Raw genomic sequence first — 14,825 nt, forward strand, 5'->3', positions numbered from 1 at the left:
CTGTGAATATGAGATCTGCGAATATTACGCGCTTTTGCTCACTTCATTCTTGCTCATTCCATTGTAACATTAATTATTACAGTTTCAAACTTTAGTTATTCTTTTTATTACCACACTTGTGCAAGAAACATGCAAAAAAACGCCACCAGCTTTTGAACTGGTGACGTTTTTGATCTGACCTATTGCAGAAAAATTGATTTATGGTGCACGTTTCGGTAACAACTTCACATATTCGTCAGACAGTTTCATCAGGCTGAGCACATGTTCATAATCGGAACGATACGGTTCCAAATTCGTTACCGGTTCATATGTTTTTAGGGAGTAGGCCGTTCCATCATCAAAGCCCGCACCCGGAATAAACATAATGTCATCGTTGACAAATGAACCTGTCGGCAAGTAATACCGGATACCGAAGGCATTGTGGTCCATGTTGAGCAAATCATGTCCGAAGGCAGTAAATTTCTCATCCTGAAGCGAAACACCCATCAAGTTCATAATCGTTGGCAACATATCCAACTGACCCCCTGGCTGCTCAATCACTTGCCCTTTGGTCTGTTTCGGCGTATGAATCATTAACGGAATGTTGAATCGACTTACTTTACCGTCATAAGGGACACCCAGATTGGCCTGAATCTGCTGTGTAATCTCTTCGTCAGCTGGGAGACCAAAGTGGTCTCCGTAGAGCACTAAAGTAGTGTTATCCCACAATCCGTTCGCCTTCAATTCATTGATAAGTTGACCGATGGCATAGTCCGTATAGTTGATCGCTTGCAGATAATCGTGAAGCAGTTTGTTCGTGATGGTCGCAGGAATCGTGATCCGTGCACGATCAGTGGGAACCGTAAACGGTGAGTGGCTCGATGCCGTTATGAACTGAGCATAGAACGGCTGATTCGCAGCCTGATGCGCAGTCATTTTTTCCATACCTACACGGTACAACTCTTCATCCGATGGTCCAAAGTCATTGAATCTGTCGTTCTCGAAGCTGGGCTTGTCGAAGTAACGAGTGAATCCGAGTGCCGGATACATCTTGTTCCGGTTCCAGAAGGTGACGTCATTGACGTGATACGTCTCCGACTCATATCCCTCTTTTCCTAATAACTTGGGAAGACTCGGCAGTTCGCGGTCACTATACCCTGCTGACATGGGAACAACTCCGGTTGGATAGATAGACGTGTTCGACATGAACTCCGCGTCTGATGTGTTTCCCTGTCCGATCTGTTGGAAAAAATGAGAGAAATAATAGCTTTCTTTGGCCAGATCATTCAGTACCGGTGTTAACTCCTGACCGTCTAATGAAGCATTAATCGGGAAATTCTGAAAGGACTCCAGTTGCAGTACAATCAGGTTACTGCCTTTGGCCTGACCAAAATATTTGGCTTTCACGGCTGAGCCGTTATTTGGTTTATCCTGATACGGATACTTGCTAACCAGCTCATTGATCTTGGCAATTGTTTCGTTAATGTTGCCATTCGCAATGGCCTCATTCTCTTTGCTCGTCAGAATGGCAGACGATACCTGATAGTTCAGGAAACCGAGATTCTCGGCCCGAACCAGCTCATTATCAATCGTTTCACCTTTGACAATAAAACTGCCAGACAGCACGATGCAGAATGCAGCGGTAAGCGCAACGCCGAGCTTGCCCCAGTAACGTCTGCGAATTCTACCAAACGTCAAACCGCTATCGCGGTAACTGCTGTGGTTACGCCCACCAGCACGTCTGCGCATAATCAACCATATTGGCAATGCCAGTACGATGTCTGCAAAAAACAGAAAGTGCTCCGGTCGTACCAGTGGTCCGATACTTCCCCGTACTTGGGCAACTTGCCCCAGCTCACTTAGCGCGGTATAGGTGGGCACCGAACTAAAATGAACGTTATACAGCGTAGCCGCGAACAGCACCAGAGAAAACAGAACATTAAATCCTCCGTATACTGCTCGCTTCCAGCCTTTGGGCACGATCAGATCCAGCAGGCATACCACAGTTAGTGCACCTAATGCGTCAGTTAACAGACCGATGCCGGACAGACCCTGGAAAAAGAAATACCGCAGCAGTGATAGCTTCAACAGCATAAGAATGAATAACACGGCAAATAAAGTCCGTGATGAAGTTCGTTCATTTTTGGAATTATACATGGTCGCTTTCAACCCTTACTCTGAAATTTTACGTTCATTTTACAAAACGCATATTTCAGTATAACAGTTTTCTGGTTGCTATTCCATGGAAGTTCCGTGTAGGACAGGGTGAGCGTTACGCAATTGTAGATATATCCGTGTTCTGCGTGTCTGCTCCCTCTCTCTGTGCCTTAATGGCTGCTTGTGCAGCAGCAATTCGTGCATAAGGGATCTGTTCAGGCAAACAGCTTACGTAATCCAGACCAATGCGGTGGCAGAACGTAATCGACTCCAGATCTATAACATTTTCTCCACAGATCCCTGTCTTCAGATGAGGTTTTCGAATTCGACCTTGGACTACCGCCATCTCGATCAGTTGTCCGACTCCCTCAATGTCCAGCACATGAAATGGGTTATTCGTTACCGTACGGGAGTCCGTATCACGTTGAAGGAGAAGGAGCCGCTTCTCAGCTTCATGACGACTATATCCAAATGTCATCTCTGTCAGCTCATCCGTGCCAAACGAGAAAAAGTCTGCCTGGCGAGCAATGTGAGTCGCCGTCAGCGCCTCTCTCGGAGCTTCGATCATCGCCCCCACTCTATAGAGACAATGCCGCTTCTCCTCACCAAGCACTTGGTCAGCCACATGATCCACCAGATCTCTCATCACCTGAAGTTCATGCACATGACCGATCTGTGGGATCATAATCTCGGGACGAACCCACCAGCCTTGCCGGATGCCTTTCACCGCTGCGCGGAAAATCGCTTCCAGCTGCATATCAACGATTTCCGGGAACACCGTACTCAGACGACAAGAATGTTGCCCCAATGTCGGATTATGTTCATGCAATTCACTGACTCTGCGAATTACGCGCTCCAGTTCCTCCAGTTCAACCTGATGGTCTTTTTGCTCCTGCCACTCCTCTGCTTGTAACCACTCGCGCCGTTTCTCCAACACTCCCAGATCCGGTAGCAGTTCATGCAACGGCGAATCGAGCAAACGTATCGTTACCGGGTATCCATCCATCGCTTCGAATATTTGTTCAAAATCAGACTGTTGCATCGGCAACAGACGCTCCAAACCACGACTGCGTTCAGATTCACTGTCTGCCAAGATCATTTTTTGTACAAATGGTAACCGCGCAGGTGATAACAGCATGTTCTCCGTCTGGCACAGACCTATTCCCTCAGCCCCTAGTAGCCTTGATGTCATGGCATCCTGTGGATGATCTACATTGGCCAGTACCTTCAACTCTTTCACTTCATCAGCCCAATTGAGCAGTAGTTGCAGATCTGCTGATAAAAGTGGATTTGAGTTGTTATAAGCTGGACATTCATCATTAGTTACTGGCTGGATCTTTATGGGCAGATGTCCATTGCTCACTTCTCTGTTAGAATCTGTGTAGTATTGCTTCAACACTTCCGTGATATGCCCAGTTTCAATGCGTAACAATGCATCCTCTTTGGTGATGAATCCTTCATGGACAAAATCCACGGTACTCCTCAGTGTGGCTGTGGAGGATAATCGGGCGGGCTGGGTCTGCACAACATACAACGCGCCGGCAACAATAACAAAGGTGATTTCCTGCACTTCTCCATTACGCGTCTCCAACTGGTCTCCAATCTCCTGCAAACTTGTGTACAGCTCAGGTTCGTCATTCCGTAAACGCTCCAGACCATGATCTGTTTGGCTCGCGTTCCCGGTTGGGACGTATTGTCCAGTGATCCCCCTTTCTCCTGTAAGTGGACTGCGCGTATACATTGTTCCGGTACCACTTGATTCTCCACATTTCCCATGTATCATCGTCTGTATAAGAACAGGAGCGCTTTGCTCCGAAGAGATGTAATATGATTTACGCACGATCTCGTCCTGTGAACTGGATGCTTTAATACGCTGTGAATGATATAGCGCACGTACTGCTTCTTTGAATTGAATTTGAATATCTTGAGGAAAAGGGTTAGGCCCCTTCGCTTCAATTAAATATTTAAATTGTGTAATGGTTAATTCAAGTTCCGTTTCATCCCGACCCTTGACATGACTCGATATTTCTGTGAAAAATTCAGACGGAATTGCATATACCAGCTGTCCATATTCCTCTAAGTAATCTAAATAACATTGGAGTGCATACACCCGATCACCGGTTTGACGTGCGAGTCCTTCCACAGTAACATCATTCAGACCAACATTGAGCAGTGATCGTGTCGCAGTTGCTGATGCTCGATCCTGGTCCGTACGTACCGCGAGTAGTAGCGGGTTCTCCGAATGTCCGAAGAACTTCCCGGTTTGCTGTTCCAGATGCCGGATCGCGTTAATAATCTCTTCCTCTCCTTCACCGGAAAGATGTCCAAGACGGGTACAGAACTCGCGACAGCATTCCGTTGTGACTACAAATCCGGCTGGAACAGACCACCCTGCAAGGATTAGTTCTGCAAGATCAGCCCCTTTACTGCCCATTAGCCCTTTCATCTCTGCCGTACCTTCTTCCAACAGAATTACCCGTTTTGTCATTACAGCTCTCCCATCCGCCATTCATGGCTATGCTTGAAGACTTCAATCCCTGCGTTACAGATCAGCCTTCATTCTAATGGTATGTCACAATCGTTCAGTCAAGGACATCCGCTTTTGCATTTTGTGCTCGTTATCCTGTTTTTTTGTAAACGCTACACTAAAATAAGATGAAACAAGCCTTTCTGGTAATTGTATTGCCTCATTCATCACACACGTGGCGCAATGATATTTTTGTAGTTTGTCGCTCATTATGATTCCTTCATTGTTCTAATCTCTGAAACGAAAAAGACCGCCATATAAATGACGGTCAGGCTTCAAATTAATTATTGAAATAGATATTTGAAAAATAAAACTGCACAAAGAACACCTATTATCAAAAATATAATTGCTGAGTTCCGATATTTCTTCCACATCCGAATGGCATTAGCAATATTTAGAATGCCTAGTGCAAGCATGTTAATACGAGAATCTACTTGAAACAAGTTATATACTAGCATAATGACAACTACTACCGAGGTACACCAGAACCAAATTGGAATTTTATCCTTAATCATTAATCTGCTCCTTTAGGTTATATCCTATCTGTTAGATGATATTCCTCAATCTAATTGAAATTCCTTTATTTAGTCTATTAAACAAACAGATTATTGATTAAAAAAGGATAATACCAGTAGATTCATAGAGTGCCCGTGAATTACAACACAAAATTTTGATGGCTTTGAAAGTTATATGGTTTTCTTGATGCTTTCGAAAAACATCTCACAGACCATGCATTGTTCAAGCCATAAACCTCAGTACATCCTCAATCTTTTTCCCATGAGAGATCACACCGTAATTCATCCACGACATGAAATCCACTTCGTACACATTGCCACTCTTCACCGCAGGCAGGCGTTTCCATTCGTCCCTGTCGAGCAGTTCGCGCTCATCTCCAGGCTTGGCAGAATTTCCAGTGTCAAATGTAATCAACAAGTGATCCGCATTAAGCTGACTTAACTGGTCCAATCCAATGGGAATCCTCCGCTCGTGTCTTGTCCATTGCTGTACACGGGAGTGCGGAGTCAGACCAAGATCCTGATAAATTACAGGGCCGACGTAGCCCTGCTGATCCCCATAGAGAGTAATATCAGAAGCAGATATGCGCAAAAAGGCTACCGTCTGACCACGCATATAACGTGCTAACCGACTCTTAGCTTCCATTGCCTTGTCCTCATACGCACCAATTACATCTTGAACCCGATTCACCTTCCCTAAAACATCGGCTGTCGATCTTAAAATGGAGCGCCAGTCCTCTCCCAGATGATCTACGTAAAATGTAGGTGCTACCTGCTCAAAGCGGTCCAGATTCCATCGATCATATCCCTTATTCAGCATGATAAAATCCGGGACATTACTCAGATTAAACTGCGCGTCCATCTGGCTCACATCAAATTCAGGTACATCATCCAATCCCAAATAATGCTGTCTCCCCCAAGAATGATGGGAGCATTGCAGTACAGGTTTTACGCCAAGAGCCAACACAAAGTCCTCCAGATACGGAGCAAAGACACGAACCTCTTGACGGTGATGACGGCGGTATAACCCAGGTGAAATACCAGCATATTGCTTAAATCGGCGGCCAAAATAATACTCGCTGCTAAATCCCACATTCTGTGCAATTTCATGGATGCGATCATCCGTGAGCTGCAATAGTTGCTTCGAGCGCTCCAGCCGAACCGCATTTACATATTCAAGCGGGAGCTTACCCGTGATTTTTTTGAATTGCCGAGTGTAGCTGGCTCTTGTTAGACCAATATCTGCTGCGAGCTCATCCACGGTTATCGTCTGATCATAGTGGTCGCCAATATAACGAATTGAACTTTGAAGACGGGCACGGTCATCGGGTAATTCTGTTTCGGGGGCACTCTGTTGAAGCAAGGCACGGAACCACTCCTGAAAATGAAGCTGTACCTCCCATTGCTCCAGCCAATCGCCAGTGACCTGTTGACGCAGCATTTGTTCCAAGGCTTCCAGACAGGAACTCCACGGACTGTAACTCAGTTGAATAAGAGGGAGCGCTTCTTGAGCTTCAATCCCTTTAAGAAACTCTTGCTGCTCAGTCGTGATTATCGTAGGCGAATGGTCTGAAATATCTTCTTTCACCTCAGCCACCACCAGATCAAGCTTATAGTATTGCAAATTACTTTCTGTCCAAGGAGAGCCTTCTATCTTAATCGGTGTTCCCGCTGGAACGAACATAATCATTCCTTTTTCCAAATGAGATTCCCGATCGGTGTAAACCATCAAACCCTTTCCAGACGTAACAACAAATATGGAGTGTGAAGACGATTTTTTATGTAGCAAACGTTTATCGATCTCAGATTTACCGTGGTTTATATATTCCATCTGCTGAATCGTGCACAGCCAGGGCTTGGGAATCCATTGTATTATCGTGGGGTACATGTTCATCGTCCTTAACTGAGAATTATTATCATTTAAAATAGTGTATACGAAAAAAGAAAGCTCTTCAACCCTCGCTGAAGAACTTTCTTTCTTATAGGATTATACTATGGAGTCATCTTTTCCAAGAGATCATCAATTTTCATGGAATTCGCTGTAATTGCACCTGATTGCCAATGTGATCTTTCCATGATGTACACCTGATTGTTTTTAACGGCCGGAAGAGATTTCCACAATTTGCTGTCAAGTACCTTCAAGGCTTCCTTGTTCTCAGGAGAAGACCATTCACCATTGGAGGGGAACACAATAAGATGATCTGCATCAAGTTGCGGCACGGCCTCTTCAGACAGAATTTCCTGATATTCTTCCATCTTGTTAACCAGAGGATGAGGTGTTAAACCAAGCTCGGAATAAATAAATCCGGTAAATCGATTCTTCACACCGAACAACGCCAGTGTGTCATCGTTAACATTCAACCGGACAACTGCGACGGTCTCGTCTCCAACTGCTTCCTGCAGCTTCGCCTTAGCATCTGCAATCTTGGCCTCAAATGCCGCTGCAACTCCTTCACCCTTGTCCGGTTTACCTACAACATCGGCAATGGTTTTCAAAATTTGGTTCGAATCCTGCAGTACGCTCTCAGGCAGACGATACGTCGGTGCCACCTTGGAGTACATCTCATATTTCTCCATATCTGCCCCACCATCTACAATGATGAGATCCGGATCATACTCCAACAAAGCTTCAATACTCCCCGTAGTATCAAATTTCGGAACATCCAGTCCTAAATAATCCTGTACACCCCACATCGGGTTATACCACTGCACTACAGGTGTAATATCGAGCGCCTTCAGATAATCTTCCACATATATTCCAGCAATCCGCTGTGGTTGAACCGGAATCGTCACATCTCCAAATTCATCCTGTACAACCCGTGTCGCAGGCTCTGTCTCGTTTCCAGAAGTATTTTCTCCAGAAGCTGCACTTTCAGTTTCAGTTGCAGGAGTCTGTTCCGCATTCGTAGCGGTATTTGTACTACATCCTGAAATCACCAGACCCATGAGCAGTAATGTGATCGTCCACCCTTTTATACCTTTAATAAAACCTACCATGATACCCTTCACCCCTATATGATCTGTTGATACAATCGTGAGAATGATATACACATAACGTATAATGATTATCATTCTCATCTATTGCTTAGGTGAATTGTAACTCATGCTTCAACCGACTCACAATGTACATTTGATGCTATTTTTTTATACAAACGAGAAGAGCCAACATGGCTCTACCCCCGCTATCGCAGGGGCAACCTACCTTGTCGATAACTTTCCAACAGTTGATCCACAAAGGAATCGTTCGCCGTACCCTGTAACAGTGCAGCACCAATTAAACCAATATCATCACTTACATACCCCGCTAACTCAGGTTCGCCGGTGAGAGCCAAGGTCTGTTTGAACGCCTGTTCCCTGCATGCGCGCAGCACCTCTTCTTCAGCCACAGCAGTAGCTTGAGCCCATCGTTTAAAGGATTGCATCCACTCGTCAGCAAACGTCGAGGCATCCCTGTCATTCAGATAACCTTCCACATCCAATCCTTCGAATGTCTGCTGAGTCAGAATCCGTCCTTCGTTAAGTTCCGCCAGTAGCTTCTCCACATATGTTCTGCTCATTGATCTCCCCTCCAGTTCCTCATCATGTCAGATACATCTCCGGTATAACAAAACGCTTCATCATGCGCTTGGGATCGGCTGTAAAATGATCTAATTGAAGTTCCTCATATTCGCTAAGAATACATTCGAAAATACGAGCGATCACTCCACAATCTGCCAAAGCGTTGTGCCTGTGAACTCCATCTGTATTGAGATCGTAATATCGAATCAGAAAATCCGTAGAGACGACCTCGGTAATCTCAGGATGAATGTACGTGAACATCGCTTTTGTATCCAGCACTGGGTTACTCAACATCGGGAGACCATACTCATCACAATGTCGCTTCAAGATGGGCAGATCATATTCATATCCGGCTTGGGTCACAAGAACGCTATCACCAATGAATTCCTGAAAGGACTGAAATGCTTCTACGAACGACGGAGCCTCTACCATATCCTCATTCGAAATGCCTGTTAATTTCGCCACAGCTTCTGGTATAGGTTTGCTCGCCCGTGTAAGTGAAGAAAATGTTGTATTACATTGTTGACCTCTTTGGTAATGCATCGCACCAAATTGTGTCACACTCTCCATCACAGGATTAATGCCCGTACCTTCTAAATCAAATATGCAGTACATCCTATCCTGTAATGGGGATACGCTTAGATTTTCAACAAAGTATGTATCAGGTAACGGCGTCATTTTCATCCGTTCAACTCACACCTCTCTACTCTCATCACGCTTAATGCATTTCTCATATATTAACCTGTCACTCCCACAATCTTGTTACTTGGACAAACTTGTGCGTTCCATCAAACTGCAACTTATAGATATCCGGCATCGTAGTCTTCTCCCAGAAATTATAACCGTAGGAAGCATCATAGTGTTGAAAAATAAGCGTCATCACGTCTCCATGGGTTCCGATGACTACCTTGTGACCCGCATGTTTATCCAGAATTCTATCGATCACCGCTACCGCCCTTGAGCGAGCCTGTTCACCAGATTCTCCTCCAGGATATGCATACGTAGGGTCGCGGTACAATCGCTGCTTGGCTTCACGAAAACTCTCATGCTTTACATCCGAACTCGACAACTGGCGTTCACGCAGATCTTCCTCTGTCACCACAATTCCACCTGACCGATCTGCCAGAATCTGAATTGTATCCACCGCTCGCCTGTAAGGGCTGGAATAGAACAGTTGAATCTGCTCCCCTTGGAGCAGACTGGCAACCGTCCTTGCATCTTGATGACCTTGTTCTGTCAGCCCACGCTCGCGCTCTTGTCCTGCAATATACTGCGACTCCGCATGTCTGACAAAATACAAAAACGTACTGGCCTCACTCATCATCCGTCCGCCAACCCCTTCTTCTCAATAACAATCAGGCAGGTACTGTCTGGCAAAGGCGCAGGGGAGCCATCTTCCTTCATGAAGATCATTCGTTCTCCAAGTGCTTCCGTATAACCCTCCTGAAGGAAATGTTCGAAGGTGATCATCTCGGCTTGTTCGCCCAGCGCTTCTAGAATACAGTTCTTATAGTCGGTCGGAGTAAAGATACCGAACTGTTCCTGTATCTCATGCACATATGCCTCTTCCCCCCACGTATAGGTGTAGAGAAATTCCATCGCATCGTTGATCGGCAATACGACCTCATTGTCGGAGATCCGATCATATTGAATTGCACGTCCCTGAAAATCCTCTGCATACCGCTCCAGCCAGCGCATCCCATCCGGTTCCAGGAAACGAATCCGGCGCTTTTGTGCCTCCGGTTCACTCATGATACCATCCCGAATCAGAATTCTTCCTCCAGGTGACAGTACACGGAATGAACTTCTCAGCGCTGCCACAACCGTATCGGAATTAAATCTTTGACCGTCCAGTTCAATATAAGAATATAATTCATGCAGAATGGATGAAAAAATAACCGTATCCACTGTGCCCGGCTGCACATATTGCTCCAGTTGCAGGGCATCGCCCTTCATCACTTGCCAGCGATGTCCTTCACGTTGTTTTTTGCGTTCCAGCGCTTCAATGACATTGGCTGAGATATCGATACCGATCGGCTCCACTTCCGGTTTTTCCTGCTCAATCAAATCCAGTAGAATCCCTCCACCTGGACCGATATCAAGTACCCGTTTACCGACGATATAGTCGAGCAGTACTTTTTTGTAATCACCAGAGCTGTTCATATCGGACAAATACGTTTCTTCGTTGTGGAACCGGTCATAGGCATCCCGCCGCAATCCGAACAGGTCAAATAACAGCAGTACAGCCTTCTCGTATAACGGTGACTTTTCCGCTTCAATACAGAATGCAATCAGTTTCTCCGCCGCTGGAGAAAATTCAAAGGTCACAAACAGTGTATCCGGCAGATCCGCATGACGCTCCATGCGATGTGTTAGATGGGGATAGACGATCTGCTCCCCTGCCGCAATCTGTTCCCACGAATACTGTTCCAAATATTTTTCAATCATTCGTTTCTTGTAAATATTGAGCTTCTTGACACCCCTGTAGTCGTAATACATCGTATTCATCAATGGTTCAAAGCTGATATGACGAACGATTTCAGATCGACTCTCCATGGATGTGGGATTCATACTCTCGCTGCGAAGCGTCAACAGTAACACTTTCACCATCTCCTGCAACGAAAAATCCTGCATGGCCGACTCCACATACCATAATGTGCGATGAGCCAGCGGAGCCAGCGCCTGTTCTACATCCAGTTCCGTTTGGAGCTTGGCGTAAGCCGTATCCATAGCTTCTCCCTGCCGAATGGATGAACTTCTTAAGCGGGCTAACCGTTCCTTCACGCTCCAGTCTTCATGATCCGGTCCAACGATAATCCAGCCTATAATGCGCTGCACCTCAGCCTGAACCTGATTCCATAAAGCTGGATCAACACCTGCAATAATGCACTCATTTAATGCCATCAGTATGGTGTGCAGTTCATCTGTACTAAGCCATCCTTTGACGATCAAGGCGTGGAGCGAAGCATTCTCGGCAAATGGAATCTCTCCGCGTATGTATTGACCAATAAGTCCATGCGTAGCAATTAGAGTACGTATAATCTCATGCCTTGGAGTGTGTGTATTCAGCGTATCATGCTCGCTTATATCCGCATTCTTACTTAAGGAATCGCCCGGAGAACCAGGTTGATTTATACTCGTCTCCTTGGTCTTACCGATGTCATTATCCAGGTGCTCTGCGCCTGCGTATAGATCATATAACTGAGCCGACCCCACATTGTGTACAAACAAGTTAACGCCCTGCTTTTGCCATACCCGCCTCTGCTCCCGTGATCCGGCCTTCGCCGTCTCTGACCAGATTAATACGTCCTCCAGAATTTCTCGCACCCAAAAAGAAACCTGAAGCTTTTCCAGTACGTGAAGTGTACGCTCGGTGTATTCCAGCACCGGATTTGTTCCCTCAAGTTCGGCAATGGAATGAATGCGCTCGAGGTTAATATGGGGCTTCTCCGCTGCTGCCAGCAGTTGCAGCCATTGCTGCTGGGCTTCCGGCGTGTTACCTGACTTGTATGATTGTATAGCCTTTAATGAATGCAGCATGAATATGTCCCCTCTCTTTCTCTACCTTTTATATAATATAGTTAGATTCGTCTAACCGACGAATATGTTTCTGAACAAACTTGAGCAGCTGTTCCACCTCTTGAGCAGGCAAATCCTCGTCAAGACGCGCGGCAGCATCGGGCAGCATCCATAATTCAATTGATTCGCGTGTAATCCCGGAAAGTTGCATATAATGATGGATGTAATATTCGACCAGTGATTCACGAGCCGTTTCAAAACCCATTCGTATAACAAGCTCTGTATCCTCCGGCAAAGTGCCGCTCATTAATATTACTCAGCTTCGAGCCACATCACCCGCAGGATCCCCCGACATACCAGTCATCCAATCGGTGACCCAGTATTGGTCGCCGGCCTCACTGAGCATAACATTATCGGGGTGAAAATCGCCATGACAGATCTGCTGTTGATCAGGCAATGTTGTATTCATTCTAGACTGCTACGAGAGGAAAATCCATTCGATATAACTTCATAATGTGCTCGTTCGAATACGTATAGATCTCCGCAGTTCTTCCTTGACCGATTCGCTCCATATCTACCTTCCCTTTACTCGAACTCACTGCCTCTGACTTTGGAGAAAACCATACAATCAACCAGCGTACCAGTACTGTCCCGCCGCATCTTGCGCAGTATACCTTCCAGCGTATAACCCGCTCGTTCGGCTACTTTGGCACTTCGCACATTGCGGGCATCACAGCGGATCTCCAGTCGGTTCGCCTCCAGATGAGTAATGGCAAATTGCTCAATGCCTTTCACCGCTTCTGTCATCAAACCCTCACCAGTTCGCGATGTTCGAATCCAGTAACCGATCTCAAAACAGCGTGCATTCCAGTCAATACGATGTAACCCGCTGCTGCCTACGAATTCATCGGTATGCCTATCACGCAAAAGTAACATCATGTCGGTACGCTCCAGATATTGCAGTCTTGCTTTGCGAACAGTCACTTCAGACTCTTCCAATGAAGGGATCTTCTCGGCAAAAGGCAACCACAACCTCAGCTGCTCTGCACTCTCACAGACCGCTTCATTCACGGCCTGGCCATCCCCCCACTGCGGTGCACGAATCGTGAGACGTTCCGTGTGAAAGCTCTCGGGGATCGTTAACATCATCGGATTAAATGAAGACGACTCTGTCATGGTTATACCTACTCCTCCACCTGAAATATGGAATCAATGATCAGGGGCAAGTTGTCCCTCACGGACACTGCACCGAATACTGAACGGGCGTGCACTCCTTGTTCCCCGAATACCTCCATCATCAGATCCGAGAATCCATTCAGCACTTTATGATGCTCCTGATACGAAGCGGACGCATTGATAAAGCCCTGTACTTTAACTACTCTCTTCACCCGATCCAGTGAACCCAACACATCCCGAACGACAGCAAGCACCTCCAGTCCAGCGTTCCGGGCAAAATCATATCCCTGCTCTGTTGTGAAGTCTGATCCCAGTTTGCCACGTTCGGAGGTATCTGGTCCTTTCCCGGATACATACATGATTCCATTGACAATAACGGCATTCGCATATTTCGCTGCGGGGGCGCTGGCCTGTGGCAAAATGATCCCCAGTTCATTCAATCTCGCTTCAATCATCGTATATTCTCTCCCTCTTTTATGGTCCTCACGGAACCTGATTCCTTATATTCCTGCCTATAGACTCTTGGTGATACCTGAACGGTACGCTTGAACATCTTGCCAAAATGAGAGAAGTTACTGAATCCCGCAAGCCAGGCGATATCCGTAATGGATTCCTCACTTTCCCGCAGCAAACGCTGTGCTTCCTTCACTCGTAACAGATTCAGATAATCACTGAAGGTAAATCCCGTCGTTTGTTTGAACAATCGACTCAGATAATGCGGACTAATGCGAAACATGCCCGCCACCTCCGGTAATGTCAGTGGCTTCTGATAGTTCTCATTCAGGTAACGTACAACTGCCTGTGTCTTGGGATGAAGAACCGGCTCACGATCATCGGAGCTTAACCTGCCCAGGTGTTGATTACGATAGGCATGCAGCAACAATTCAATAGCCCGGTGACGGAGCAACAGGTTGCTTCCAGGTTGAGGACAAAGCATTTCATTGACCATTTCGCTCACCATCCGCCCCAAAACCTCCGTCACTTGAGATGGAAACCTTACAATAGGAATGTCCCAGCAGAAGGGTTCCTTTAAGCCTTCAACTAACTCCGCGGAAATAGCTATGGCTGCAAAAAGCTCAGGCTTCAAATACAGCACCATTCGTTCATGGTCAGGCATGCCACTCTCCAATGTTTTATGAACCGTATTTCGATCAACAAACACCAGATCGCCAGCCTTTACCCGATAAGTCCGGTCCTTGATAAAATAGATACGCTCGCCAGACAACAGGTAATACAACTCATAATGATCATGCAGATGGTCATCCGTCATCGAGAAATATCCAATGCGACGATCATATTCGATGTGCAGTAAATCCGTGGGATCATGAAAATCCGCACTGAAAGGTTCTGTCATGGCGCCCTCTCTCCTTTCCATAAATTATAGCAAAATATGC

At 46.1% G+C, this 14,825-nt stretch carries 13 protein-coding genes; all 13 read right to left on the minus strand.

Going from position 1 to position 14,825, the window contains the following annotated elements; all coding sequences use genetic code 11:
- Positions 1-198: 198 nt before the first annotated feature.
- Positions 199-2,136: an LTA synthase family protein gene (locus FE296_RS31100; protein WP_150367545.1), complete on the minus strand. Its 1,938-nt coding sequence runs from the start codon at positions 2,134-2,136 to the stop codon at positions 199-201.
- A 115-nt stretch (positions 2,137-2,251) separates the two neighbouring features.
- Positions 2,252-4,624 carry a putative PEP-binding protein gene (locus FE296_RS31105; protein ID WP_190945676.1) on the minus strand — a complete coding sequence of 791 codons (2,373 nt, stop codon included), beginning with the start codon at positions 4,622-4,624 and terminating at the stop codon, positions 2,252-2,254.
- Between the two features lie 777 nt (positions 4,625-5,401).
- Positions 5,402-6,868 (minus strand): AraC family transcriptional regulator, encoded by a 1,467-nt coding sequence (locus FE296_RS31110; protein WP_223869108.1) that lies wholly within the window; start codon positions 6,866-6,868, stop codon positions 5,402-5,404.
- Between the two features lie 302 nt (positions 6,869-7,170).
- On the minus strand, positions 7,171-8,175 hold the full coding sequence (locus tag FE296_RS31115) for an ABC transporter substrate-binding protein (protein ID WP_150367547.1): 1,005 nt from the start codon (positions 8,173-8,175) through the stop codon (positions 7,171-7,173).
- A 185-nt stretch (positions 8,176-8,360) separates the two neighbouring features.
- Positions 8,361-8,735, minus strand: coding sequence for a hypothetical protein (locus FE296_RS31120; protein ID WP_150367548.1), 375 nt, complete (start codon positions 8,733-8,735; stop codon positions 8,361-8,363).
- A gap of 22 nt (positions 8,736-8,757) precedes the next feature.
- Entirely contained in the window at positions 8,758-9,351 is a 594-nt protein-coding gene (locus tag FE296_RS31125; RefSeq protein ID WP_190945678.1) for a 3'-5' exonuclease, read from the minus strand.
- A gap of 130 nt (positions 9,352-9,481) precedes the next feature.
- A complete protein-coding gene (locus FE296_RS31130; RefSeq protein ID WP_124114239.1) occupies positions 9,482-10,057 on the minus strand; it encodes a histidine phosphatase family protein in 576 nt (191 codons plus the stop codon).
- Positions 10,057-12,276 carry a class I SAM-dependent methyltransferase gene (locus FE296_RS31135; RefSeq protein ID WP_150367550.1) on the minus strand — a complete coding sequence of 740 codons (2,220 nt, stop codon included), beginning with the start codon at positions 12,274-12,276 and terminating at the stop codon, positions 10,057-10,059. Before FE296_RS31135 ends, FE296_RS31130 begins: the two co-directional genes overlap by 1 nt.
- 28 nt (positions 12,277-12,304) lie before the next feature.
- A complete protein-coding gene (locus FE296_RS31140; protein ID WP_150367551.1) occupies positions 12,305-12,562 on the minus strand; it encodes a hypothetical protein in 258 nt (85 codons plus the stop codon).
- Positions 12,563-12,571: 9 nt separating this feature from the next.
- Entirely contained in the window at positions 12,572-12,724 is a 153-nt protein-coding gene (locus FE296_RS34165) for a phosphotransferase family protein (protein WP_150367552.1), read from the minus strand.
- 116 nt (positions 12,725-12,840) lie between these two features.
- Entirely contained in the window at positions 12,841-13,431 is a 591-nt protein-coding gene (locus FE296_RS31150; protein WP_124114236.1) for a GNAT family N-acetyltransferase, read from the minus strand.
- Positions 13,432-13,439: 8 nt separating this feature from the next.
- The gene (locus FE296_RS31155; protein ID WP_124114235.1) at positions 13,440-13,886 is read right to left on the minus strand and encodes a RidA family protein; all 447 of its coding nucleotides are present in this window, start codon (positions 13,884-13,886) and stop codon (positions 13,440-13,442) included.
- Positions 13,883-14,785, minus strand: a complete 903-nt coding sequence (locus FE296_RS31160; RefSeq protein ID WP_150367553.1) for an AraC family transcriptional regulator — start codon at positions 14,783-14,785, stop codon at positions 13,883-13,885. Before FE296_RS31160 ends, FE296_RS31155 begins: the two co-directional genes overlap by 4 nt.
- Positions 14,786-14,825: the final 40 nt, after the last annotated feature.

Source organism: Paenibacillus sp. UASWS1643 (assembly GCF_008693195.1).
In the GTDB taxonomy this organism is placed as follows: domain Bacteria; phylum Bacillota; class Bacilli; order Paenibacillales; family Paenibacillaceae; genus Paenibacillus; species Paenibacillus amylolyticus_B.